The sequence below is a fragment of the Legionella rowbothamii genome (assembly GCF_900639985.1).
GTDB classification, from domain to species: Bacteria; Pseudomonadota; Gammaproteobacteria; order Legionellales; family Legionellaceae; genus Legionella; species Legionella rowbothamii.
The window spans coordinates 68623-92839 of record NZ_CAAAIM010000006.1; the positions used below are offsets into that span (position 1 = coordinate 68623).

Sequence of the window (24217 nt, forward strand, 5' to 3'; positions counted from 1 at the left end):
TGGCATCAACTTAAGAGGAACTATTGCCTGGATGAAGCGAAGTGCAATCCGGGATCAAGCTCAAATTAAACTCCTGTCTCAGATTACGGCTGCGCCTTCATCCAGACTACATCTTAAATTGACGATCTAAAAATGCGAATAGCCTTGTGGGACTAGTTCATGATACAGATTCTCAGCTGTTTTAACTCTTAACCCAGGCTCTTTTTCAATCACACCAATTGGGTAACAAACCATCTCAGCTTGCTTTAATGTACTTAGCAGTGAATCAAATTTCAGCTCGGGGACTGTAAAACATAACTCATAATCATCACCGCCTGTAAGAGCTAAGTCAACTGATTTATCACGATAATAGTACTTCACTAAAGGATCTATAGGAATAGCGTCTAGATTAAGACAAGCGCCAGTCCCGCTGGCTGTGCAGATATGATTAAGATCAGCACCAAGCCCATCAGAGATATCTATTGCTGCCGTGGCATAAAGACGCAAAAATTTGATTAGATCAATGCGTGGCTGAGGGTGCAATAATTTATGCATTAATTTGGCGCGATCCGATGGCGGTATATCTTGTGCATCAAGAAATTTAACCGCTAAGGCTGCAGCCCCTAAGTTTCCTGACACAAGAATAATATCACCAGGTTTAGCACCACTACGACGCACTTCTTGACTGAAAGGTGCTTGACCAAAAACGGTTAACGTAATTGAAAGTGGCCCACGGGTAGTGTCCCCGCCAATTAAAGCAATATTAAATTGTTTTAATGAGTCTTTTAAACCACGTGCAAAAGAAGCAAGCCAAGCAGGATCCATTTGAGGCAAGGTCAATGCCAGTGTAGCCCAACAGGGCAAAGCCGCCATAGCAGCCAAATCACTAACACTAACCATAACCGAACGATAGGCAATATCATATGCCTGCCACTCAGGAAGAAAATGTACTTTTTCTACTAAGGTATCAGTGCTAACTAATAAATTCATGCCCTCGGGCACATGCAAGCAAGCTGCATCGTCCCCAATACCCAATAAAACATCATCGCGTTTTAGATCTAAGGGCTTGAAAAACTTATCTATTAGAGAAAACTCATCCATTACCATTATCTAGATTAATTTCAACTGAACGAACTTGTTGAGCCAGGTTATTCAGTACCCCATTGACATAACGATATCCATCTTGGGCACCAAATTCTTTAGTCAATGATATGGCTTCATCCAAAACTACTTTATAAGGAATATCTGGGCAGTTAATTAATTCAAAAGCCCCTAGGCGTAACACAGTCAACTCAATCGGATTTAATCCATTGATTTCTCTATCCAAAAATGGAGTAAAGCGCTCTTCAAGTTGCTGCACATTCTCAGGAATACCATACAACAGACGGCAAAAATAATCGACATCAACTTTTTCCATATTATTTGCCACTCGGAATTGTGCTTCAATTTCATATAGATCAGCACCAGACATTAACCACTGATACAGTGCCTGAAGTGCTAATTTTCGAGCTTTTCGTTTTCCACTTATAGACTGCTTTTCCACTATAACCTCATGAATTTTGTTGTACGTGCTCACTGAACATGGTTAAAATAAAAAATCAGCCATCATCGCTTTGCCTAGGCTCGCAATGATGGCGAATTACCTATTCTGTGAACACTTATTTTGTGTTTGCTTAAACCTAAAGTTTACTCTTTTAAGCTAGCCCCCATCAAAATCCTTTTTTTGTCTGTTTATACTTTGCTGTAAACACCCTAATCTTTTTTCATCTGATCAATCGTTTGTCTAAAATCACTCACGTCTTTAAAACGCTTATACACTGAAGCAAAACGCACATAAGCAACATGATCCAAACTATACAAAGCCTGCATAACTAACTCACCAACGAGTCGAGAATCAATTTCACGCTCACCTCTACGGCGAATTTCTTGAGTAATGGCGATGATTGCCTCTTCTAAAGAATCAACGCTTACCGGTCTTTTTTCCAACGCTCGTAACATTCCTGAGCGCAAATTATCGATACTAAATGCCTCGCGCCGACCATCGCGCTTAATAATTAAAGGCATAATCAATTCTGCCGTTTCAAACGTCGTGAAACGTTCATGGCATTCAAGGCATTCGCGCCTTCTACGTACTTGAGCACCATCAGCCACTAAACGCGAATCGACAACCTTAGTTTCTTCTGCATGACAAAATGGACAATACATGATTACCTATAAACCGGAAACTCGCGACACAAACGCAATACATCTTCTTTAACCCGCGCTACAGTCGCTTCATTGTTAATATCATCAAGAATATCTGCTACCCAATTTGATAGAAGAGTAATTTCTTTTTCCTTAAACCCTCGGGTCGTAACTGCAGGAGTTCCCAACCTTAAACCACTGGTAACAAACGGTGAACGCGGATCGTTAGGTACTGAATTTTTGTTTACTGTAATATTGGCGTGACCTAAGGCAGCGTCAGCGTCTTTACCAGTAATATCTTTATTAATTAAATCAACTAACAGTAAATGATTATCCGTTCCGCCGGAAACAATATTATATCCCCGACTAATTAAAACAGAGCTCATTGTTTTTGCATTTAGCAAAACTTGCTCTTGATAGGCTTTAAATTCTGGTAATAAAGCTTCTGCAAAGGCAACTGCCTTTGCTGCAATAACGTGCATTAATGGTCCGCCTTGCATTCCAGGAAATACAGCTGAATTTAATTTTTTCTCAATTTCCTCATTTGCACGACATAAAATCAACCCCCCACGCGGGCCTCTTAATGTCTTATGAGTCGTTGTGGTTACTACATCAGCATAAGGAATAGGTGAAGGATATAAACCTACGGCGATCAAACCAGCAACATGGGCTACATCCGCCATCAAATAAGCACCAACTTTATCCGCAATCGCTCGAAAACGTGGCCAATCAAGAACACGTGAATAAGCTGAAAAACCTGCAATGATTAACTTCGGTTTATGCTCCAGAGCTAAACGTTCTAATTCATCGTAGTCAATTAATCCGGTTTGCTCATCCACCCCATAAGGCATTGCCTGATATAATTTTCCAGAAAAATTAACCTTAGAACCATGTGTTAAATGGCCTCCGTGAGGTAAGGCCATACCTAAAATAACATCGCCTGGAGATAATAAAGCCATCATCACTTCAGCATTGGCTTGGGAGCCAGAGTGTGGTTGTACATTGGCGTAATCAGCCCCGAACAACTTTTTCGCACGCTCAATTGCCAGAGCTTCCGCCACGTCAACATACTCGCAACCGCCATAATAACGTTTGCCAGGATAGCCTTCAGCATATTTGTTCGTCAGCACCGAACCCTGAGCCTCAAGTACGCGTGGGCTCACATAATTTTCCGATGCAATAAGCTCAATATGATCTTCTTGTCGACGCTCTTCATCAACAATTGCTTGGAAGATCTCTTTATCAAAATTTTCTATGGTATAGCTTCCATCAAACATAAGTAAGTTCCTTAGCCTGGAAATAATTACATCAAGGTTTAACAACGATATCGTTAATAACGCTGCTCACACCATCTACACCGGCAGCAATAGCGCCTGCTCTTTGTTTTAAGCGCTCGGTAGGAACGAAACCACTTAGTTGTACCTGATCTTTAAAGGTTTTAACTTGTATTGAAAGTCCAGTCGCTCCTAAATCATTCACTAGGGTTGCTTTTACTTTGGTGGTCGTCGTGGAGCTATCCAGAAACTCTCCTGTGCTTTCACTACCGGGTGAAGCAACACAAGCAGCCAAAATTAAAGACAAAAACACCAGATGGAGGATTTTAAATAGGTTACGCATCACTGGAATTCCTCAAATAAAAAAACGCAGCTAAGACTACCACAAAATTTAATCGGATACGAATGCAATGCGGTGCGCCACCCTAAAGATGGTTACCCCGAAGGATCTTCTGAATGTGGCATTGTGTAAATTTATAACGACTATGCCACATTCAAGCCCCTCATTCTGTTCGGAATACTTTGTCGTGAGATAACCCGTATGACAGGGCTACGTTTCTTTTTAGTTTTGGTGTCCTGCTGTGCTCGGATAAACAATTACTTTCGCACCCGAAGATGTAGATTGATTCGCGTGGCTTGGGCTATGTGCTTGCTCTTGTGGACGTGCCTGAGCCTGTGATTGAGGACGCGCCGGAACTTGCGGTTGCGGACGGACTTGTGGCTGGCGAGGATTAATAACTACGGGTTGTCCGCCACGCCTAACCCCATGACTATGGGCAGTGCCATTACCATGAACATTTGCTGGGGCTTGATATACCCGAGCTTGGGGAACTGGTCTATAACCATGGCGATGATGACGAGGACCATGATCATAATGACGATGTTCTTCATAACGATGTATTTCAACATAAGGTGGAGGGGGTGCCGCATAATAACCTGGCTCGTAATATGCTCCCTCAGGAACACAAGAAGACAGCAAAGGTAATAACAACATACAAGGTATTAAACGTTTCATTGGAATGACTCCACATATACAAAAAAAAAGGAAGTTACACCTAAATGCAACTTCCCTATTAATTTAATTCTTAATTAAAAATTATCTGTGCGATATTTCAGCTTTAACGCCATTTCTCAGGAAAGGAACAACGTGAATAGTACTGTCTACATTAGTCCAACCAGAATACACAACTCCGTATGGAGATTGAATTGTCAGGTACATACCACTATGGCAGTAGAAATAATAGAATAAGTTAATGTAATGAGGCGCTTCGTAACGATAGATACTGAAATCAATTGTGCTGCCATCATCAAAAGTACCATACACATAAACGTCAGTGAAACTGTCGTTTATAATTTCGATTTGGCAATAGCCAGGAAACATAGCTTCTTTAGCGATAGATTTTTTGTCAGCGGCATCTGCCTTTGGATGCATATGCGCAGTCACTGCAAAAAGATTGCTAAAGAAGCCTAAACAAATTACAAACAACAAGGACTTCAACTTCATGGTTTTCCCCTTTTTCGTTATGAAAGCCGCATAGTAGCAAAGTATTGTATTTAGTCAATAGGTTTTTTTTGTAACCACGTCCCCCCTGACTCACATGGTGCAAACTAAGCAAAGATACCTTAAACTTTGACCACTGCAGTAAAGAACATTGTACTTCACAAAGAAAGAACAAAGTATCATGGCCAAGGTAATCCATTGTCAACACATTAAATAAAATTAATATAATTGAGAGAATTAAGCCCCTCTTTCGTGGTATATTTAGCCCCGCTTTAAATTTGTAAGGGGCACCTAATGAAAAAACGTTTGACTATCATGGGCATTGCGCTAGTGGTTGTGTTCGGTGGAATTATTGCTTTTAATTTCATTAAAGCATTTATGATTAAACGGTTTTTTGCGAGCTACCAACCCCCAGCGGTTGCCGTTGCTTCTGCTGTAGCCAAAGAAATAAACTGGGTTCCCACGCTAAATGCTGTAGGCAATTTCGTCGCTTTAAATGGTGTGGATCTTGGTTCGCAAGCCTCAGGAAATGTGGTTAAAATTGATTTTGAATCCGGGCAATATGTCGAAAAAGACGCCCCCTTAGTTACTTTGGATGATTCAATTGACCAAGCTGTCCTAAAATTTAACCAATCCGATCTAGCACTGAAAACACTCAGTTACAAACGCCAATCAGATTTATTTAAGCGCGGAGCGACTCCAATTTCTAGTGTGGATGAAGCTAAAGCAATGCTTGATCAAGCCCAAGCAAAGGTTGATCAAACACAAGCGCAAATTAATCAAAAACATATTACAGCTCCATTTGCTGGTCGTTTAGGCATCCGCCAAGTTAATGTGGGGCAATTTGTTAATCCAGGACAAACAACGATTGTTTCGTTGCAATCCCTAGATCCTTTATATTTAGACTTTTACCTTCCAGAGCAACTTTATAAAAAAGTTCATCCCAATCAAACCATTACCTTTTCTCTAGAGCAATTCCCTAATCTTCTTTTTGAAGCCAAGGTTTCGGCAATTAACTCCAAAGTAGACCTCAATACGCATAACGTTCTAGTTCAAGGTGTTCTAGCAAACTGTCCGGCGAGTGCAATTAAAAATCCAGCAAGCTCACCGTTGGTTAAAACACATAAGGAAGCACATAGCAGTAAACAAATTGTTTCATGTAATACTGAAGCTAATGTCCACAATAAAATACAAAAATATGCTTTTGTCCCGGGAATGTTTGCTGCAATAGAAATTGAGCAAGCGGCAAAAGCACATACTGTTGTGGTGCCATCAACAGCAATTTCTTACAGCCTCTACGGTAACTCGGTTTATATCATCGAAAAAGATAAAGAAGGTAAGAAAAATAAAGATGGTTCTGACGTACTTACTGTTAATCGTGTTTTTGTCACCATTGGCGAACAGCGCGGAAATTACACCGTAATTAAAAAAGGGATAAAAGCAGGACAACAAGTGGTTAGTGCTGGAGAGGTCAAATTACAAAACGGCACTCCTGTTGTAATCAATAATGAAGTCAAACTCAATGATACCAGTAATCCCAGTTTACTGGGTCAGTAATGTCCCTTAATACTTGGGTTAGGAGTTCACTTCTAACCCAGAAAATGAATTACTTTTTTTCAGGATAATTTATGAAATTTACCGATCTTTTTATCAAACGGCCTGTGCTTGCCATGGTAATTAGCTTGCTCATTTTCCTGTTTGGCCTCAATGCCATGCATGACATGCAAATTCGCCAATATCCACGTATGGATAATACGGTTATTACTATTATGACCGGATACCCAGGAGCAGACGCCGATCTGATCGCCGGGTTTATCACCTCACCGTTAGAAAATGCCGTTGCTAGTGCCGAAGGGATTGATTACATGACCTCATCCAGCACCCAAGGCATGAGCACCATTACCCTAAACATCAAATTAAATTTTGATCCTCAAATTGCTTTTACTGACGTGATGAGTAAAGTGCAACAAACGATAAACCAGCTTCCCAAAGAAGCACAGCAGCCTGTCATTTTAAAAGCATCGGACTCATCAACCGCCTTGATGTACATCAGTTTAGACAGTACGGAAATGACACCCCAACAAATTACCGACTATGCAACGCGTGTGGTACAACCCCAATTGCAAACGGTTGATGGCGTAGCTAAAGCAGAAATTCTTGGGGGCTCTACCTACTCCATGAGAATATTCCTCAACCCTGTAAAAATGGCTGCTTTAAATGTGGCTCCCTCAGATGTTTCCGCGGCTCTTGCCAAAAATAACTTTTTAACCGCAGCAGGAAATACTAAAGGAGAATACGTAGCGCTAAGCATCACTGCGAAAACCGACCTCAATGATGCATCGCAATTTAGCAGCCTGATTGTTAAAAGCGATAAAGGTTCTATTGTACGTTTACGCGATGTCGCTAAAGTTAAACTGGGGTCACAAAGCTATGACTCATCCGTAACTTTTAATAGCAAAAAAGCCGTATTCATTTCTATTACACCAACCCCCACAGCAAATCCATTAACGGTAATCAGTGATGTTCGAGCTCTCATGCCTTCGATTACCAAGGAATTTCCACCCTCCCTAACCGGCACTATCGTTTATGACGCAACCGACTTTATTCGTGCCTCATTAGATGAAGTAATCCATACCATTATTGAAGCAGCAGCCATTGTTATTGTGGTAATCTATTTATTCTTAGGCTCAATACGCTCGGTATTTATCCCTATTGTAACTATTCCACTATCACTCGTTGGCGTTTGTACCCTAATGCTCATGTTAGGTTATAGTATTAACCTGCTGACCCTACTCGCCTTTGTGCTCGCTATTGGCTTGGTAGTCGACGATGCCATTGTGGTTGTGGAGAATATTCACCGTCACATTGAAGAAGGTAAAACACCTTTTGACGCAGCAATTATTGGCGCTCGAGAAATCGCCACCCCGGTTATTGCGATGACCATCACTCTAGCTGCGGTTTATGCCCCGATTGGCTTTATGGGAGGATTAACCGGTGCTCTATTTAAAGAGTTCGCATTTACTCTCGCCAGCGCGGTAATTATTTCCGGAGTTATTGCATTAACCTTATCGCCAATGATGTGTTCTAAAGTACTGACAGCAGATATTGGTAGTGGCAAATTCGTTCATTTCCTTGATACCTTTTTTAATAAGCTAAAAGGAAAATACCAACGCATTCTCCATAGTCTGCTAGATACTCGAATCATTATGCTGCCATTTGCCGCCGTAGTGATTTTCATGCTGCCTTATCTTTATACGCATAGTGCCGCAGAAACTGCCCCTGAAGAAGACCAAGGCTTCTTCTTTGTCATCGGAACAGCGCCGCAATTTGCAACAATCAATTATATTGAAGCGTTTACGAAACCATTTGATGAAATCTATAAAAGTTTCCCAGAAACTGGAAATTACTTTACAGTAAATAGCAGCCAACCTGTTTCTGGAATGGTGCTCAAACCCTGGAATGAGCGCAAGAAAAGCCAATTTGAGTTAAAGCAGCCATTACAAGATAAATTATCGCAAGTGGCTGGCTTGAATACCTTCGCCATTATCCCCCCTCCCCTTCCTGGTGGTGGTAGTGGTACTCCAGTGCAATTTGTGATTAAAACGACAAATGACTTCCAAAGTCTATTTGAAATATCTAATCAGCTTACGGATAAAGCAAGAAATAGCGGTATGTTTATTTATGTTGATAATTCGCTGAAATTCAACCAACCTCAAATTGAATTAAAGATTAATCGTTCTAAAGCATCCGAAATGGGACTGGACATGCAAGCGGTAGGAAGCAGTTTAACCAGCGCTCTTTCAGGTAATTACGTGAATTACTTCAATTTGCAGGGGCGTAGCTATCAAGTTATCCCTCAACTGGATCGCCCATTCCGCATGTCACCTAAACAACTTGGTCGTATTTATGTGAAAAGCATTAATGGTGCGATGGTCCCACTTTCTACCGTAGTAACTGCTGTGGAAAAAACCGCTCCAAATGCAGCCTCCCATTTCCAACAGCTCAACTCAGCAACTATCCAGGCAATTATGATGCCAGGAAAAACCTTAGGTGAGGGTTTACATTTCTTACAAGAAGCAGCAAATGAAACTTTACCCAAAGGTTTTTCTTCCGATTATGGAGGTGCGTCACGGCAATTTATGCAGGAAGGTAATGCTCTGTTATTCGCATTTGTCTTCGCAATTATCATCATTTTCTTGGTTCTATCAGCTCAGTATGAAAGCTTCCGTGATCCATTAATCGTTTTAATCAGTGTGCCTATGTCGATTTGTGGTGCGTTAATCCCGTTAAACTTAGGTTTGGCAAGTATTAACATCTACACCCAGGTAGGTTTAATTACCTTAATTGGATTAATTTCCAAACATGGAATTCTGATTGTGGATTTTGCAAACCAATTGCAACGAGAAAAAAATCTGGATCGCCGCGCAGCAGTAGAAGAGGCAGCAGGAATTCGATTAAGACCTATTCTTATGACCACTGCAGCTATGGTGTTTGGGGTTTTACCTCTATTAATTGCTAGCGGGGCAGGTGCAGTAAGCCGTTTCGATATAGGTTTGGTTATTGCTGCCGGACTTTTAATTGGTACCTGCTTTACTTTATTTGTGGTGCCTACTATGTACACTTATATTGCTGAGGATCATCGTACTAAAAAAGATGATGATTTAGTGCCAGAGCGTACCTAGAATTTACATTTACAGTAAAATGGTAGCCCGTATTAGCGCAGCATAATACGGGGTGCATCAACGTCCCGTGTTACGACTACGTCTAATACGGGCTACATTTTGTGCCAATTTCTCGCCATCACAAAATGCCTTGAACCATGTAAAATCCCCCTTAACCTGTGGTACTATCTCTGGTTTTATCAGTACAGGTTTATATCATGGATAAAATCTACTCCCCCGAAGCGATTGAAAGCGCATGTTATAACACGTGGGAAAGCCATCACTACTTTCAACCTCAAGGCGATGGCGCAAAATACTGCATTATGCTCCCTCCTCCGAATGTGACCGGAAGCTTGCACATGGGACATGGTTTTCAACATACCATTATGGATGCTTTAACTCGTTATCACCGTATGTTAGGCGACAAAACCTTATGGCAACCAGGTACCGACCACGCCGGTATTTCAACGCAATTGGTTGTTGAACGCCGGTTAGAAGCCAATGGTATTTATAGAAAAGATTTAAGCCGTGAAGAATTCCTCGAGCGCGTATGGCAATGGAAAGAAGAATCGGGTAATACCATAACCAAACAAATGAGACGTTTAGGTGCTTCAGTTGATTGGACTAGAGAACGCTTCACCATGGATGAAGGTTTATCCGCCGCGGTTCAAAAGGTATTCGTACAACTTCATGATGAAGGCTTAATTTATCGTGGAACTCGCCTGGTTAACTGGGATCCTAAATTAGGTACGGCGGTATCGGATCTGGAAGTATTGTCTGAAGAAGAAGATGGCTTTTTATGGCATATTCGCTACCCAATTGAAGGATCTACTGAGTCATTAATTGTTGCAACCACCCGTCCAGAAACCTTACTCGGCGATACTGCAGTTGCAGTAAACCCAGAGGATGAGCGCTTTAAGCATTTGATTGGCAAGCAGGTACAACTTCCCCTTTGCGATCGCACTATCCCCATCATTGCCGATGATTATGTGGATAAAGAATTCGCCAGTGGTTGCGTTAAAATCACTCCGGCTCATGATTTTAATGACCATGAAGTTGGAAAGCGCCATCAACTACCCGTTATCAATGTCTTCACCAAAAAAGCATCGATTAACAAAAATGCTCCTTTAAAATATCAGGGCATGGACCGATTTGTTGCTCGTGAACAAATTATTAAGGATTTAGAGACAGAAGGCTTCTTAGTTAAAACAGAAGCTCATAAATTAAAAGTACCTCGTGGTGAAAAATCAAATGTAATCATTGAACCTCTATTAACCGATCAATGGTATGTAAAAATCCAACCTTTAGCAGAACCTGCTATTGCTGCAGTAAAAAATGGGGAAATTCGCTTTATCCCAGAAAATTGGAGCAAAACTTATTTTCAATGGATGGAAAATATTGAAGATTGGTGTATTAGCCGTCAATTATGGTGGGGACATCGTATCCCAGCCTGGTATGACAGCAACGGCAATGTTTATGTAGGCTACAGTGAAAATGATGTTCGCTTTAAATACAAAATTAAAGAAGGCACCCTGTTAAAACAGGATGAAGATGTTCTGGATACCTGGTTCTCCTCTGCCCTATGGCCTTTTTCAACCTTAGGCTGGCCGGAGCGTACTCCTGAGCTCGAACAATTCTACCCTACTTCGGTATTGGTCACTGGTTTTGACATTATCTTCTTCTGGGTTGCTCGCATGATTATGATGGGCCTAAAGTTTACTGGAAAAGTTCCTTTTAAAGACGTATATATTACTGGCTTAATCCGCGATAGCGAAGGCCATAAAATGTCTAAATCAAAAGGCAACGTGCTGGATCCGCTTGACCTGATTGATGGTATTGATTTGGATTCCCTGATCGAAAAGCGTACGTCAAATCTGATGTTACAATCCGTTCGCGATAAAATTATCAAGGCGACTCGTAAAGAGTTTCCTGATGGCATAAACGCCTATGGAACTGATGCACTGCGCTTTACTTATTGTTCATTAGCATCAACTGGACGTAACGTCCGTTTTGATGTGGGGCGAGTAGAAGGCTATCGTAATTTCTGTAATAAATTATGGAATGCTGCCCGTTATGTATTGTTGAATACCGATGAGGAGCAAGTTGATTTCGGAGATGGTCCATTCCAATACAGCCCTGCAGATGAATGGATCTTGTCTCGCTTACAACGGACCATTAGCAAAGTTCATCATTATTTTGAAACCTATCGCTTTGATTTGTTAGCTAATACGGTATATGAGTTCGTCTGGCATGAATACTGTGACTGGTACCTAGAATTATCCAAGCCCATCCTCCAAGATGAGCATGCGCTGGCCCCTTTAAAACGTGGCACTCGTAAAACATTGTTCCACGTATTGGATCAAATCCTGAAATTATTGCATCCATTAATGCCATTTATTACCGAAGAAATTTGGCAACGTACGTCAAAACTCACCAGCGAGAATGGTAATGCCAGCATCATGCTAAGCAGCTATCCTCAAGTGGATGAAGAATTCATCAATGATGCCATTGAAGAGGAGTTGGAATGGCTTAAATCAGCAATCCAAGCAATACGTACAATTCGTAGTGAAATGTCAATTTCCCCAGGAAAACAGATTCCACTGTATGTTCGTAACTATACTCCTGAACTCAAAGAGCGTATGGAAAAATATCAGCATACATTAAAAGTCTTAAGCAAGTTAACGCAAATTAACTACTTGGATGCTGGAGAAAAACCGCCTATTTCTGCAACGGCAGTACTTGGAGAAGTTGAGCTTTTAATTCCAATGGCTGATTTAATTGACAAAGAAGCTGAGTTAGCACGCTTATCTAAGGAATTAGCAAAACTGGAAAAAGACATTAGCTTAGCCTCAGGTAAATTAAATAATCCTAAATTTACAGATAAAGCTCCTGCTGAAATTATTGCGAAAGAACAGGAAAAACTAGCGCAAGCGCAACAAGCTAAGGAAAAGCTGTTACAACATAAAATTCGTATTGAATCGTTGTAAACCCCGTAGGCTGGGCTGCCAAGCCCAGCAAACACAGCTTGTGCCACTCCCAATGTTGGGCTTGATAGCCCAGCCTACATTCTAATAAAAACTGCAGCATTAATTAATCGAGAAAAATCAAATCTAGCTGCTGATTTTATAAACCAATAATATCGCTCATAGTGTTTTCCCTCTAAAGATATGGGCAAGAAATGAACAAATTGAGATGTTAATTATTCTATGGGTACATTGAAAAATATAGGAAGGGTCAGCACAAATTATCCAGAAGATAGTAATAAAAGGCACCGCAGGTCTTTTGGTTTACAGCTCTAATCCATCAAAACAGAAGCCCTCCTACATTACAGGCCACTTCAAGCCCCTGAAATAACCAAATTTCAGATACTTCCGCCTCTAAACGCAATACCTTAGATAGACATCCCCAAGATATCTATAACGTGCTGCCTGCTCCGTGCAACTCAAGGTCCTTATAACAATGTTTTATTCTATATCGCCGCTCAGCATCCAGGATTATTTAGACCATTTATCAAGAGTCTCCTACAGTATCCTAATGCGAAACAAATCAGTACATTATTCAACCAACCGAATCTAAATGGAGAAACATCATTAGTACTCGTTGTGCTATTGGGATCAGGAGGGCAATTAAGGCAATTAATTGATTTAGATGTAAACATTAATCAGCTTGATGCGAATCTTGATACCCTTTTACACCATGCGTTCAAAGATGGAAATACTCTCTTAGTAGAGACATTACTCCCAAAAAATGCCGATATTAGTATAAAGAACCTGCAAAAAATGTGCTCTTGAATTGGCGATAGGGTATCAACCTCTGCTTATCAAACCTATTTTACGGCGGCTTACTTACACACTTACACGTATGCCATTAGAAGAACAGACACGATATCTCCTTAACTTACCGGATATATTCTTGTTTTGGAGGATTCTGAACTGCTCAGTGTTCTCATTACACTATGCTCATTTAACCCGGATCCTAATAATCCCACGCAGCTAAATCAGATGTTAAATGCTATAGACCTTGATACACATTTACAGAAATTTGGTGCTCAGTATTTGAGCATGAAAGAAAAATCACGTACGAATGTAAACTCCCCTGAGGCTGCGGCCGCAACGAAAACACTATTAATCGAATGTATTAAAGGCAAAATTACGCTTTTTCAAAATGATAATGCTCTCGATGTCAAAATAAGTACAGTTAAGCAACGCTACAGCGATGCAGCGATGCAATTTAACTAGAACCCTAAAATAACGGAGGTCAGACCCATGGCCCGACCTAGAGTTAAATTTTACCGGAGCAAACACGACGGTTGATCCACCAGGCTAATAATAATGTGGAGAAGACACCTAAATAAACACTGGTATTTTCCCAGCCTGCGCCAGCCAATTGCAGTGCATCAGGATTTTGTGCAATGGAGAATGGGATGGCGAGCAAGACATCAATGATCGCTGAACCCGCAACTAGACCACAGGCAATCAAAGTACCCTTTTGCTTTCTGGTTACCTGTTCTTCCTCACTTCTCTGAGCGCGGCGTAAATGCCTTTGTACAAATAATGCAATCATCCCACCAATGAATAATGGGAACGAGGAGGAAAGAGGTAAATACATGCCTATAGCAACCCCAAGGATAGACAAGTTGAGGTAGCGTCTTATTTTAAAAATATGGTTCAAGAAAATGATGACTAAAATAACACAAGAACCAACAAACATCATGTTCCAAGGCAATGAATTTTGGAACACTGCTTCAGTGATTGCAGCCATCAAGGCAGCAGTTGGAGCGGGTAAGGATTGGCTCACATCCATTCCCGGATGCGGCATTACTCCAGCAATACCATAGACATTAAATAGAAGTTGCATTACTGGTGGAATGACCAGCGAAGAAACCACTACTCCGAGTAAGAGCATAAGCTGTTGTTTCCAAGGGGTGGCGCCAACTAACTGCCCTACTTTTAAATCCTGAGTATTATCATTGGCAATGGCCGCAATTCCCGTTACTACGGCACCAATCATTATTGTAATTGCTTCTGCTGCTTGTATTTGTTGAGGACTTAATGGCAACGGCAGGAAATGATCAATGGCAACTAGTAACAACCATGCAGCAAACAACATCCCCGAAATAACTACCGAACTTCCCGGACTGGCAGTAACCCCAACCATTCCCGAAAAATAGGCCGTAATTACCGAAAAGATAAAACCAATAAATAAAACATACAACACAGCGAGAAATACTAGAGTGGGGGAATAATCGTTATCTAATCCCACCTGCGCTAAAGGCAATACTAATTGGAAAAATAAAAATAAAATCGAAGCCATCACCCCTATCCCCATGAGTAGGTAAGGAAGTGGAATATCCTTGTCTGTACGCGGTACTTGTAAATCCATACGACTTTTCGATACAAAAGTATTAAAAGAGGTTTGAATACTCTTGGACAATGGCTTAACTAATTTGAGAAAAGTCCACATGCCAGCAAATAACATGGCTCCAATCCCTAGATAACGCATCTCACTATTCCATAAGAATGAAGCTGCTTGCTCTGGGTTGTAATGCGTTAAAAATTCTGGATAAAAACGGCTGACTATAGGTAAAGCAACTAACCAAGAAATAACAGCCCCCAAAAAGATACTGATCGCCATATCATGTCCGACTAGATAACCAGCACCTATCATGGTTGCCGAAAAACCAGCACCTAAACCAAATAAGGAGCGCTTGACAACAAACCAATATCCCCAGCTGTTTGCAACAAGTTTAAAACCAGTTTGCAATAATTCAATTAAGCCACCAATCGCACCACCCATCAATATATCGCTAATTCCGGCTTTTTCTACTGAGGATTTTAATACCTCAGCAATAGCTCGTCCTTCAGGGAATTTTAAATTACGATCATTAACTAAAATACGGCGCAAAGGAATTGAGAAAAGGACACCAAGAACTCCTCCGCTCACTGCAATAAAAAAATTAGTCAGATAATCAAAATGATTCCAATAGCCAATAATGATCAAGGCGGGAATAGTATACACAATACCGCCAGCGACAGCCTCTCCAGCAGAGGCGGCAGTCTGCACCGCATTATTTTCCAAAACAGTGGAATTTTTAAAGAAGCGTAAAATTCCCATAGAAATAATGGCTGCAGGAATCGATGCAGACGTTAAAATACCTAATTTTAAGGCCAAATAGGCGTTTGACATGGCCAATAATACGGTCAATATTATGGCCAAAATAATGACCCGAAAAGTTAATTCGGCTACTTTTTTATCGGCAGCTATAAAAGGTATATCACTCATCAAGACTTCCAAACTATTTTTTGTATTTCAGGTTTCAACATCGCTGAAATAGCAGATAAAGGAATTGAAACTATTTGTGGACCATAAACGTAAGCAGCCACTTGATAGCTATCAAAAATGATCTCAAGTCCTTTTGGTGAGAAAGACCAAACATGGTAATTTTCCGCGACGGGCTTAGTTCCTTCCTTGATCCATTTCGCATCAGAAATATTCTTTGCTGTAATAACTTTACTACTAATTTCAGAAATTGTTTTTAAATAATCAGCCCCATTAACGAATAACTCAGCAAGTTCAACTTGGCGATTGTTAACAAAATTCAATACAGCAGTTGTATTTAATGGATGAGCCGCACCGCGATGATAAATAGAAATATTAAAACGAACGCTTAACGCATTATTTTGTTCGTAAGGAATAGAATAAGTAATATTTAGTCCACTTTTACCAGAAACATCTAACGCAACATTTTCATCTTCGGATAGCTCACTAAAAAAACTTTTTTGGGTTTGTTCAATAAAATCTTTTACTACTGTGTTCACATTGGCATTTTTGAAGCCTTGTGGATATTTGACATCGATAATATAGGTCGATGTTTCTTTCTTAAGTGATGTAGGCGTAACTGCCTGAGCAGCTAAAGAAGAAATAATCAATAACACCGATAAAATGAATTTCAATTGGTTCATCATAATTTAGTTCCCAAGTCAAAAATCCTTCGTAGATACCCATTCACCAGCAATCATTGTTTGGTGAGGCAACGGATATGCAAAATAATAACAAAGGGCGGCCCCCTCAGTCGCCGACCATAATACCAAATCTGCAGCCATACCAGGAGCAATCTGGCCAACTTCGTTGTCTAAGCCCAAGGCTTTAGCAGCGTGGCTCGTCACCCCAGCTAACACCTCAGGGACAGATAGATCAAAAAATTGGCATGCCATGCTCATCATCAATCTTAATGACGCAGTTGGTGAAGAGCCCGGATTACAGTCAGTAGCAATAGCCATCCGTACTCCAGCTTGGCGTAATAAATCTACCGGCGGTTTGTGTTGTTCACGTAAAAAATAATAAGCCCCTGGAAGCAATACGGCCACAGTATTGGACTTAGCCAATGCCTGCGCTCCGTCCCCATCTAAAAACTCGAGATGGTCACATGATAAAGCACCAAATTCGGAGGCCAACTCGCTTGCCCCCAGATTAGATAATTGCTCTGCATGACATTTTATCGGTAAATTTAATGAATGAGCAACACGAAAAATTTGCTCCGTCTGCGCAAGCGAAAAAGCAATCGATTCACAAAAAACATCTACCGCATCAATTAAATTCGTCTCAGTCAACGCAGGCAACATTTCCTGGCACAACATATCCACATAAGCTTGACTGTTTCCTGTAAATTCTGGGCCAACCGCATGCGCACCCAAAAAGGTTTTACGTACTCTTAAACCGGTCATTTCACCCAAACGTTTCGCTACACGTAGCATTTTTAACTCCGTAGGCAAATCCAAACCGTAGCCTGATTTAATTTCTACCGTAGTTACACCTTCGTTTTTTAAAGCTAAAATTCGTGGTAATGATTGCTGGATTAGCTCTTCCTCTGAGGCTGCACGAGTTTGCTTTACCGTAGAGATAATCCCACCACCTGCTTTAGCAATTTCTGTATAACTGACTCCAGAGAGTTTCATCTGAAACTCTGCTGCTCGATTTCCCGCAAAAACTAAATGCGTATGACAATCAATTAAGCCTGGAGTAATTAATTGGCCATGACAATCAACCCGCTCTTTAGTTTCATTATAGAGCGGCGGCAATTCAGCTTCGGGCCCACTCCAAGAAATAATACCCTTGCTAATAGCAATTGCCTGTTGTGCTAATTGTTTGCCTAAAGCATCAATAGTCGTTGCATTAACTAGTAATTTATCGCAAGCAGACATTAAAAATCCCAATGAAGAACTTGATGTGGAGCCTTAAGCCATGCCGCGTGGTGACTCGTATCGTAAATGTCCCATTCCTTAGAACCATAGGTTTGTATATCAACATCCACCAATAACCAAGTTAAAAATTCTGCGACAGTTTCGGGTGCAACCAAGCGCCCCTTCTCTTTCAGACGTTTATAAAAATTACCCTGAGCATGATCTGGGTTTTCGTCACTACGGGCCAAAACTTGCATGTTCGTGTCAATAATTCCAGGCATTACACTAGCAAAAGTAACCGATTCAGACTCCAAGTGCCAGCACTTAGACAACATTGCTAATGCTGCTTTTGAAACGCAATAGGCGCCCCAACCTTTTATCGCAAAATAAGCAGCTCCGGAACCAATATTTAGCACTCGGCCTTGATTTAATTTGGCATATAACATTTGTGATAAATAAAGTGGTGCATTTAAATTAGTATTTATTGCATTTTGCCATTCTTGAGGTTCAATATCTTTTAATAAGCTCAGGGGATTTAAAGTACCTGCATTATTAATTAGTGCAGTAATTTGAGATACTGATTCTAGATGGGCTTTTATTGCTGCTAATCCATCAGAAGTAGCAACGTCAGCACAGAAATATTGAATGTTTGTCGCGGCAGCTGCTGTTTCCTTCAATAACTGCTCTCGACGCCCAATGATTAGTACATTTTTACCGCGTTTATCCAAAGATAAGGCTAAAGCTTTTCCTATGCCACTTCCACCGCCAGTAATAATAAACACAATTACCTCTGTATCCTCCGTCTAAGTGTACATAGATAATACCAGACATTAGACTAAGTTGGCATATTTTAACCTAGTAAAGGTAAAATTTCTTTTTTTATAGTAAGTACTATAGAATCAATAACTTTCCATACGTATGGTTAATGCAGGGAGAATTTAATGTTTGAAAATCTGTCCAATTATCGGCACGCCGATCCGCTTTTATGGCAGGGTAGAAAGGATACTCCTAATGCAGAACGTTTTTTTCAAAAAGTAACCTTTCCCACACAACAAACCGATTTAATTAGCAAAGAGAAAAAAACCGTTTTTGTTGGCTTTGCTAGCGATGCCGGAGTGCGACGCAACCAGGGTAGAGCTGGGGCAAAATTGGGGCCTGACCAAATAAAAACTCAGTTAGCAAAGCTTCCCTGCTCGAATAACAAGGTTTATGTCGACTTAGGAAATATCATCTGCGAACAGGATGAGTTGGAATTAGCACAAAGCCAATTTGCCAGTTTGATTAATTTTTGTCATCAACAGGGACACCAAACTATTGCTCTAGGTGGTGGCCATGAAATTGCCTGGGCGCATCATCAAGGTTTAGCACCTCATTATACGCGATTGGGCATTATTAATTTTGATGCACACTTTGATCTACGCCCCTACCCCAAAGATCAACTTGGAACTTCCGGAACACCTTTTTCACAAATCGCCGCTTGGTGTGAAGAAAACCGCCGTAAATTTGATTATTGCTGCTTGGGTATCCAGCAAATGGGTAATACCTCTTCCTTGTTTCGTCGTGCAGCAGAATTAAATGTACGCTATTTAACCGCAGAAGATATTTATGAGAAAAGTCTTGCTTGGCATTTTGCTTTTCTTGATGATTTTATGTTGAATATGGACCATATTTATTTGACCATCTGTCTTGATGTTTTAGCAGAATGTTTTGCCCCAGGAGTAAGCGCCCCACAGCCATTGGGGTTAACCCCATGGCAAATATTGCCACTCTTGAAATACATCATGCAAAGTGGCAAAGTAGTCAGTTTAGACATTGCCGAGCTTTCGCCGCCTCTGGATCAGGATCAAAAAACAGCCAGGCTGGCAGCGCTTATTATCGCAGAATTGCTGCACACAATTTAAAGGAGTTATTTCATGAAGAAAACCATACTTTGGAGTGCCTTAGCTACTCTAATTAGCGCTCAAGTATATGCTGCTGATCCAACAACACCAGCAACTCCACCAACCGCCACACCAACAGAACCTAGTAAGCTTCCAGCAGCCCCAGGAGGTCAAGTAACACCTGCCCCAGCGCCTAGTGCAGTCATTGATTGCAATTATAAAATTCCAGCACAAGTCAAAACTGTAGAACAATCAGTTGTTTTAGCCTGGTCGCAAAAAGCAGTGATCCAGGCATTCAGTTTTGATCCGAATACATTGGATGCCCAAATGCAACAATTACAGGCCTGTTTTACTGAACAAGGGTGGACTGGCTTTAGTAGCGCATTAAAAAAATCAGGTAATGTTGAGGCGATTAAATCACAAAGTTTAAAAGTAAGTAGTCATGTTGATGGACAAGGATTTATTACTGATGCCAAAGACAATCAGTGGAAAGTCACCTTGCCTTTAGTCGTCGTCTATCAAAATGAGAAAGAAAAAGTTAGTCAATTATTGAGTATTGATTTAACTGTCAATCGTAAACCGACTGGGGATCTAGGCATTACCCAAATGATAGCGACTCCACGCGGCACAGTTACTACGAAAAAACCAGTGCTGATAAATAATCCAGAGAATACTAATCTTGATACCCGCCCACCAGCTGATAATACCTCTAATGCTCCACAAAACCAGCCAGTTACAGACAAGCCTCAATAACCGGCCTTGTGTCACCATATCCCGTATTTATGACTGCATATTATACGGGTTAGTTCCTGGTTGGAAGCAACCAGGAACTAAAATCCGTGACTCACACTAATGGAGAGGCTAATAAGAAATTTATATTCGGAGTCGAATATAGTTCGATTCAAATCAGAAGGGTAGCCCGTATTAGTAAAGGCTAATACGGGTTTTATGTGCATTATTTAAAATGACTGAGGTTTTGAACGATTCACACCATTTTGATCTGGGTAGGCTAAGATGATTACTTTAGTGCCAATTTTCATGAAATTTTCATTTAACCATTTTGCTGCACTTGGGAACACACGTACGCAACCATGGCTTGAAGGACGTTCCGGAACCTCATAGGCAGCATGAATTGTAAATCCTTGGTAGAAATACATGCAGTAAGGCATTTTAGCCCCGCCGCGGGTATCTACAGGATATTCTCCTGAACGGCAATTAATACCTTGCTTGTTATAAACACGGAACATACCAGTTACTGTTCTGCATGACTGGCTTGAATTTTCTTCACAAGTATCAACCCCGGCCGAACCTGCCCCAGTTAATAGGCGGTTGCCTTCTTCATCATAAGCAGCCCAAGCAGAAGCTTTAGGATCGAACACAAAACGCTTTTCACCAGTTGCTTTAATTTTCATTGGAAAATAGCTACGGCCACGTTTGTCTTTTGTGTAATGAATGGTTCGGTGCACATAACCTGCATCATCGGTAATTAAAGTAGATTCATCATAGTCTACACAGGATGTTAACCCAAGGCATAGCAACAAACCTGCCCAAAATAACTTCTTCATTTAGATATTTTCTCCAAAAAAAATCCCCTTCCCTGCAGGGAAGGATTTACTTACATCAATTAAGCTTAAAAAGGCACGTCACCCTGAGGAGTTTACGACGAAGGGCCTCGAAAGGTGGCATTATACTAATCCACAAAATTTATGCCACATTCAAGAGACCCTTCTCGTCGTTCGGAATAACGTAACCAACAACAAAACGCTTCTAAGACTCTAACTTTTTGTATTTAATCCGTGAAGGTCTATTTGCAGCATCACCTAAACGGCGTTTTCTATCTGCTTCGTAATCACTGTAATTTCCTTCAAGGAAGACAATTTGTGAATCACCTTCAAACGCCATGAAATGGGTGCAAATTCGATCCAAGAACCATCTATCATGCGAAATGATCACCGCGCAACCAGGGAAATTTAAAAGTGCCTCTTCCAATGCGCGTAAAGTTTCAACATCCAAATCGTTACTGGGTTCGTCAAGTAATAACACGTTACAACCACTCTTTAGCAGTTTTGCTAAATGCACGCGGTTTCGCTCTCCCCCAGAAAGTTGGGACATTTTCTTTTGTTGATCCGATCCTTTAAAGTTAAAACGTCCAACGTAGGCACGCGAAGGCATTTGGAAACTGCCCACTTGCATAATGTCGTGGCCGTCAGAAATCTCTTCCCAAACGGATTTATTCGGATCTAATTCATCGCGAAGCTGATCTACATAAGCCAACTGTACTGTCTCACCAATGCGAATAGTGCCGCTATCAGGCTGCTCTTGACCAGTAATCATTTTCAAAAAGGTTGATTTACCAGCGCCATTAGGGCCAATGATCCCCAAGACACCGCCTTTGGGTAGTTTAAAGTCAAATTTATCAATTAAGATTCGATCACCGAATGCTTTAGTAATTTGTTCCCCTTCGAAGACTAAATCGCCTAAACGCTCACCAGGCGGGATATAAATTTCATTGGTTTCATTACGTTTTTGGAACTCTTTAGAATTCATTTCTTCGAAACGTTGCAAACGTGCTTTATTCTTAGCGTGACGTCCTTTCGGAGAAGTACGTACCCATTCTAATTCAGCCTTAATGGTTCGTTGATGCGAATCTTCCTGTTTCTTTTCCATTTCTAAACGAGCTTCTTTTTGCTCAAGCCAAGCGGTGTAATTACCTTTATAAGGGAAACCCTCGCCTCGGTCTAATTCTAAGATCCACTCAGCGGCATTATCTAAGAAATATCTATCATGCGTAATCGCAACTACGGTTCCGGGGAAGCCTTCTAAATAATGTTCTAACCATGCTACTGACTCAGCATCCAAATGGTTGGTTGGCTCATCAAGTAGTAACATGTCTGGATTAGAAAGTAATAAACGACATAAAGCAACACGACGGCGCTCTCCTCCAGAGAGGTTGCGAACAACTGCATCCCATTCTGGTAATCTTAGTGCATCAGCAGCGATGTCGAGCTTTCTATCCAAGTCCCAACCACCACCAGCTTCAATGACATTTTGTAACTCGCCTTGTTCAGCAAGTAACTCATTCATTTCATCGTCGCTCATGGGCTCAGCAAAACGCATGCTGATTTCATCGAAGCGCACTAAATGCTGCTTCATCTCGGATACGCCCTCTTCGACAATTTCGCGCACCGTTTTATCCAAATGTAGTTGTGGTTCTTGCTCTAGATAACCAATTTTAATGCCCGGTTGAGGTCTTGCCTCACCTTCAAATTGGGTATCTACTCCCGCCATAATACGTAACAGCGTTGACTTACCTGAACCGTTCAGCCCCAGCACACCAATTTTTGCGCCAGGAAAAAAACTTAATGAAATATCCTTTAAAATAAATCGCTGATTTTCAACAATTTTGCTGACACGATTCATGGTAAAAATATATTGTGACATAAAAACTCCGCTTTACTTACTATAAAATCTTAGGTCCAGTCTAAAATAACCTTGCCAGATTGACCTGATGCCATAATTTGGAATGCATTTTGGTAGTCATCTACTGGAAAATGATGAGTGGTTACTGGTGAAATATCCAATCCACTTTGTAACATGGCAATCATTTTATACCAGGTTTCAAACATTTCCCGACCATAAATACCCTTAATTACTAGCCCTTTAAAAATTACCTGGTTCCAATCAATTGGGGTTTCTTGTGGCGGAATACCTAACATAGCAACATGACCACCGTGAGTCATGGCTTTCATCATTTCGTTTAAGGCTAAGGGGTTACCTGACATTTCCAAGCCTACATCAAAACCTTCATTCATACCCAGATCGGCTACAACATCAGAAAGCTTTTCATACTTAACGTTCACCGCACGCGTAACACCCATTTTACGTGCTAACTCGAGGCGGTAATCATTCACATCAGTAATCACAACATGACGAGCACCAATATGGCGAACGATTGCTGCAGCCATAATACCTATAGGACCGGCCCCTGTAATTAGAACATCCTCACCCACAACATCAAAAGACAAAGCGCAATGAGCTGCATTACCAAATGGGTCAAAAATTGACGCTTGATCATCAGTAATATTGTCAGGAAGAACAATAACATTCGATGCAGGTAATGCTAAATATTCAGCAAAACATCCAGGACGATTTACGCCAACGCCTAAAGTATTGCGACATAAATGACGTTTTCCTGCACGGCAATTACGGCAATAACCACAAGTAATATGTCCTTCACCGGAAACGCGCTGCCCGACAGTCAAACCTTGAACTTCCTGGCCTAAAGCCACGATCTCGCCCACAAATTCATGCCCTACAGTCATAGGAACAGGGATAGTCGCTTGGGCCCAATCATCCCAAGAATAAATATGGATATCAGTACCACAAATCGCTGTTTTATTAATTTTAATTAAAACATCATTAACGCCATACTCAGGAATGGCAACCTCTTCCATCCAAATTCCAGGCTCTCTTTTAGCTTTGACTAATGATTTCATTTAATTACCTCAAAATAGTGAATTATCCTTCAGTCGCTATGGCGCGAAGACGCTCCAATATT

The 24217-nt window shown here is 41.0% G+C and carries 21 protein-coding genes; 7 read left to right on the forward strand and 14 right to left on the reverse strand.

Annotated features, from left to right (window positions below; genetic code table 11):
• Nucleotides 1–126 precede the first annotated feature (126 nt).
• From thiL to E1P08_RS11135, 7 genes are all read right to left on the reverse strand, one after another.
• Nucleotides 127–1080 (reverse strand): thiamine-phosphate kinase, encoded by a 954-nt coding sequence (gene thiL / locus E1P08_RS11105; RefSeq protein ID WP_133137096.1) that lies wholly within the window; start codon nt 1078–1080, stop codon nt 127–129.
• Nucleotides 1073–1522: a transcription antitermination factor NusB gene (nusB, locus tag E1P08_RS11110; RefSeq protein WP_133137097.1), complete on the reverse strand. Its 450-nt coding sequence runs from the start codon at nt 1520–1522 to the stop codon at nt 1073–1075. The genes thiL and nusB overlap by 8 nt, the downstream gene beginning before the upstream one ends.
• Nucleotides 1523–1731: 209 nt before the next feature.
• Nucleotides 1732–2184: a transcriptional regulator NrdR gene (nrdR, locus tag E1P08_RS11115; protein ID WP_133137098.1), complete on the reverse strand. Its 453-nt coding sequence runs from the start codon at nt 2182–2184 to the stop codon at nt 1732–1734.
• 2 nt (nt 2185–2186) lie between these two features.
• Nucleotides 2187–3440 carry a serine hydroxymethyltransferase gene (gene glyA / locus E1P08_RS11120; protein WP_133137099.1) on the reverse strand — a complete coding sequence of 418 codons (1254 nt, stop codon included), beginning with the start codon at nt 3438–3440 and terminating at the stop codon, nt 2187–2189.
• A gap of 31 nt (nt 3441–3471) precedes the next feature.
• A complete protein-coding gene (locus tag E1P08_RS11125) occupies nt 3472–3780 on the reverse strand; it encodes a BON domain-containing protein (protein ID WP_133137100.1) in 309 nt (102 codons plus the stop codon).
• Nucleotides 3781–3999: 219 nt separating this feature from the next.
• Complete coding sequence (locus tag E1P08_RS11130) at nt 4000–4452, reverse strand: hypothetical protein (RefSeq protein ID WP_133137101.1); 453 nt, start codon at nt 4450–4452, stop codon at nt 4000–4002.
• Nucleotides 4453–4533: 81 nt separating this feature from the next.
• A complete protein-coding gene (locus E1P08_RS11135; RefSeq protein ID WP_133137102.1) occupies nt 4534–4941 on the reverse strand; it encodes a hypothetical protein in 408 nt (135 codons plus the stop codon).
• A 291-nt stretch (nt 4942–5232) separates the two neighbouring features.
• Here E1P08_RS11135 and E1P08_RS11140 point away from each other — a divergent pair, with 291 nt between their 5' ends.
• The 5 genes from E1P08_RS11140 to E1P08_RS11155 all read left to right on the forward strand — a co-directional run bounded on the left by E1P08_RS11140 (nt 5233) and on the right by E1P08_RS11155 (nt 13837).
• Complete coding sequence (locus E1P08_RS11140) at nt 5233–6495, forward strand: efflux RND transporter periplasmic adaptor subunit (RefSeq protein ID WP_133137103.1); 1263 nt, start codon at nt 5233–5235, stop codon at nt 6493–6495.
• A 71-nt stretch (nt 6496–6566) separates the two neighbouring features.
• Nucleotides 6567–9620, forward strand: coding sequence for an efflux RND transporter permease subunit (locus E1P08_RS11145; RefSeq protein ID WP_133137104.1), 3054 nt, complete (start codon nt 6567–6569; stop codon nt 9618–9620).
• A gap of 197 nt (nt 9621–9817) precedes the next feature.
• Nucleotides 9818–12586: a valine--tRNA ligase gene (locus tag E1P08_RS11150; RefSeq protein ID WP_133137105.1), complete on the forward strand. Its 2769-nt coding sequence runs from the start codon at nt 9818–9820 to the stop codon at nt 12584–12586.
• A gap of 486 nt (nt 12587–13072) precedes the next feature.
• Nucleotides 13073–13390, forward strand: a complete 318-nt coding sequence (locus E1P08_RS17755) for an ankyrin repeat domain-containing protein (RefSeq protein WP_423202224.1) — start codon at nt 13073–13075, stop codon at nt 13388–13390.
• 210 nt (nt 13391–13600) lie between these two features.
• Nucleotides 13601–13837: a hypothetical protein gene (locus E1P08_RS11155; RefSeq protein WP_133137106.1), complete on the forward strand. Its 237-nt coding sequence runs from the start codon at nt 13601–13603 to the stop codon at nt 13835–13837.
• Nucleotides 13838–13880: 43 nt separating this feature from the next.
• Here the strand turns inward: E1P08_RS11155 and E1P08_RS11160 are convergent, their stop codons facing one another.
• Genes E1P08_RS11160 through E1P08_RS11175 form a run of 4 tightly spaced genes read right to left on the reverse strand, consistent with a single transcriptional unit; the run spans nt 13881 to nt 18561 of the window.
• Nucleotides 13881–15881, reverse strand: a complete 2001-nt coding sequence (locus E1P08_RS11160; RefSeq protein WP_133137107.1) for an OPT family oligopeptide transporter — start codon at nt 15879–15881, stop codon at nt 13881–13883.
• Nucleotides 15881–16564, reverse strand: coding sequence for an RsiV family protein (locus E1P08_RS11165; RefSeq protein WP_165485158.1), 684 nt, complete (start codon nt 16562–16564; stop codon nt 15881–15883). The genes E1P08_RS11160 and E1P08_RS11165 overlap by 1 nt, the downstream gene beginning before the upstream one ends.
• Nucleotides 16565–16579: 15 nt before the next feature.
• Nucleotides 16580–17800 carry an imidazolonepropionase gene (gene hutI, locus E1P08_RS11170; protein ID WP_133137108.1) on the reverse strand — a complete coding sequence of 407 codons (1221 nt, stop codon included), beginning with the start codon at nt 17798–17800 and terminating at the stop codon, nt 16580–16582.
• Nucleotides 17800–18561 (reverse strand): SDR family NAD(P)-dependent oxidoreductase, encoded by a 762-nt coding sequence (locus tag E1P08_RS11175; RefSeq protein WP_133137109.1) that lies wholly within the window; start codon nt 18559–18561, stop codon nt 17800–17802. Before E1P08_RS11175 ends, hutI begins: the two co-directional genes overlap by 1 nt.
• Nucleotides 18562–18720: 159 nt before the next feature.
• On the opposite strand from E1P08_RS11175, the gene hutG reads away from it, so the two are divergent.
• Nucleotides 18721–19680, forward strand: a complete 960-nt coding sequence (hutG, locus tag E1P08_RS11180; protein ID WP_133137110.1) for a formimidoylglutamase — start codon at nt 18721–18723, stop codon at nt 19678–19680.
• A 12-nt stretch (nt 19681–19692) separates the two neighbouring features.
• Nucleotides 19693–20412: a DotI/IcmL family type IV secretion protein gene (locus E1P08_RS11185; protein ID WP_133137111.1), complete on the forward strand. Its 720-nt coding sequence runs from the start codon at nt 19693–19695 to the stop codon at nt 20410–20412.
• Nucleotides 20413–20618: 206 nt separating this feature from the next.
• Here E1P08_RS11185 and E1P08_RS11190 read toward each other — a convergent pair whose 3' ends face one another.
• The 3 genes from E1P08_RS11190 to tdh form a co-directional block, all read right to left on the reverse strand.
• Complete coding sequence (locus E1P08_RS11190) at nt 20619–21224, reverse strand: L,D-transpeptidase (RefSeq protein WP_133137112.1); 606 nt, start codon at nt 21222–21224, stop codon at nt 20619–20621.
• A 202-nt stretch (nt 21225–21426) separates the two neighbouring features.
• Nucleotides 21427–23100, reverse strand: coding sequence for an energy-dependent translational throttle protein EttA (gene ettA / locus E1P08_RS11195; RefSeq protein WP_133137113.1), 1674 nt, complete (start codon nt 23098–23100; stop codon nt 21427–21429).
• A 29-nt stretch (nt 23101–23129) separates the two neighbouring features.
• Nucleotides 23130–24155, reverse strand: a complete 1026-nt coding sequence (tdh, locus tag E1P08_RS11200; protein ID WP_133137114.1) for an L-threonine 3-dehydrogenase — start codon at nt 24153–24155, stop codon at nt 23130–23132.
• Between the last annotated feature and the right edge of the window lie 62 nt (nt 24156–24217).

Excerpts from the sequence above, each read along its gene's own strand:
- thiL (WP_133137096.1), bottom strand. The coding sequence starts at position 1,080 with ATGGATGAGTTTTCTCTAATAGATAAGTTTTTCAAGCCCTTAGATCTA.
- nrdR (WP_133137098.1), bottom strand. The coding sequence starts at position 2,184 with ATGTATTGTCCATTTTGTCATGCAGAAGAAACTAAGGTTGTCGATTCG.
- glyA (WP_133137099.1), bottom strand. The coding sequence starts at position 3,440 with ATGTTTGATGGAAGCTATACCATAGAAAATTTTGATAAAGAGATCTTC.
- E1P08_RS11125 (WP_133137100.1), bottom strand. The coding sequence starts at position 3,780 with ATGCGTAACCTATTTAAAATCCTCCATCTGGTGTTTTTGTCTTTAATT.
- E1P08_RS11130 (WP_133137101.1), bottom strand. The coding sequence starts at position 4,452 with ATGAAACGTTTAATACCTTGTATGTTGTTATTACCTTTGCTGTCTTCT.
- E1P08_RS11135 (WP_133137102.1), bottom strand. The coding sequence starts at position 4,941 with ATGAAGTTGAAGTCCTTGTTGTTTGTAATTTGTTTAGGCTTCTTTAGC.
- E1P08_RS11140 (WP_133137103.1), top strand. The coding sequence starts at position 5,233 with ATGAAAAAACGTTTGACTATCATGGGCATTGCGCTAGTGGTTGTGTTC.
- E1P08_RS11145 (WP_133137104.1), top strand. The coding sequence starts at position 6,567 with ATGAAATTTACCGATCTTTTTATCAAACGGCCTGTGCTTGCCATGGTA.
- E1P08_RS11150 (WP_133137105.1), top strand. The coding sequence starts at position 9,818 with ATGGATAAAATCTACTCCCCCGAAGCGATTGAAAGCGCATGTTATAAC.
- E1P08_RS11155 (WP_133137106.1), top strand. The coding sequence starts at position 13,601 with ATGTTAAATGCTATAGACCTTGATACACATTTACAGAAATTTGGTGCT.
- E1P08_RS11160 (WP_133137107.1), bottom strand. The coding sequence starts at position 15,881 with ATGAGTGATATACCTTTTATAGCTGCCGATAAAAAAGTAGCCGAATTA.
- E1P08_RS11165 (WP_165485158.1), bottom strand. The coding sequence starts at position 16,564 with ATGATGAACCAATTGAAATTCATTTTATCGGTGTTATTGATTATTTCT.
- hutI (WP_133137108.1), bottom strand. The coding sequence starts at position 17,800 with ATGTCTGCTTGCGATAAATTACTAGTTAATGCAACGACTATTGATGCT.
- hutG (WP_133137110.1), top strand. The coding sequence starts at position 18,721 with ATGTTTGAAAATCTGTCCAATTATCGGCACGCCGATCCGCTTTTATGG.
- E1P08_RS11185 (WP_133137111.1), top strand. The coding sequence starts at position 19,693 with ATGAAGAAAACCATACTTTGGAGTGCCTTAGCTACTCTAATTAGCGCT.
- E1P08_RS11190 (WP_133137112.1), bottom strand. The coding sequence starts at position 21,224 with ATGAAGAAGTTATTTTGGGCAGGTTTGTTGCTATGCCTTGGGTTAACA.
- ettA (WP_133137113.1), bottom strand. The coding sequence starts at position 23,100 with ATGTCACAATATATTTTTACCATGAATCGTGTCAGCAAAATTGTTGAA.
- tdh (WP_133137114.1), bottom strand. The coding sequence starts at position 24,155 with ATGAAATCATTAGTCAAAGCTAAAAGAGAGCCTGGAATTTGGATGGAA.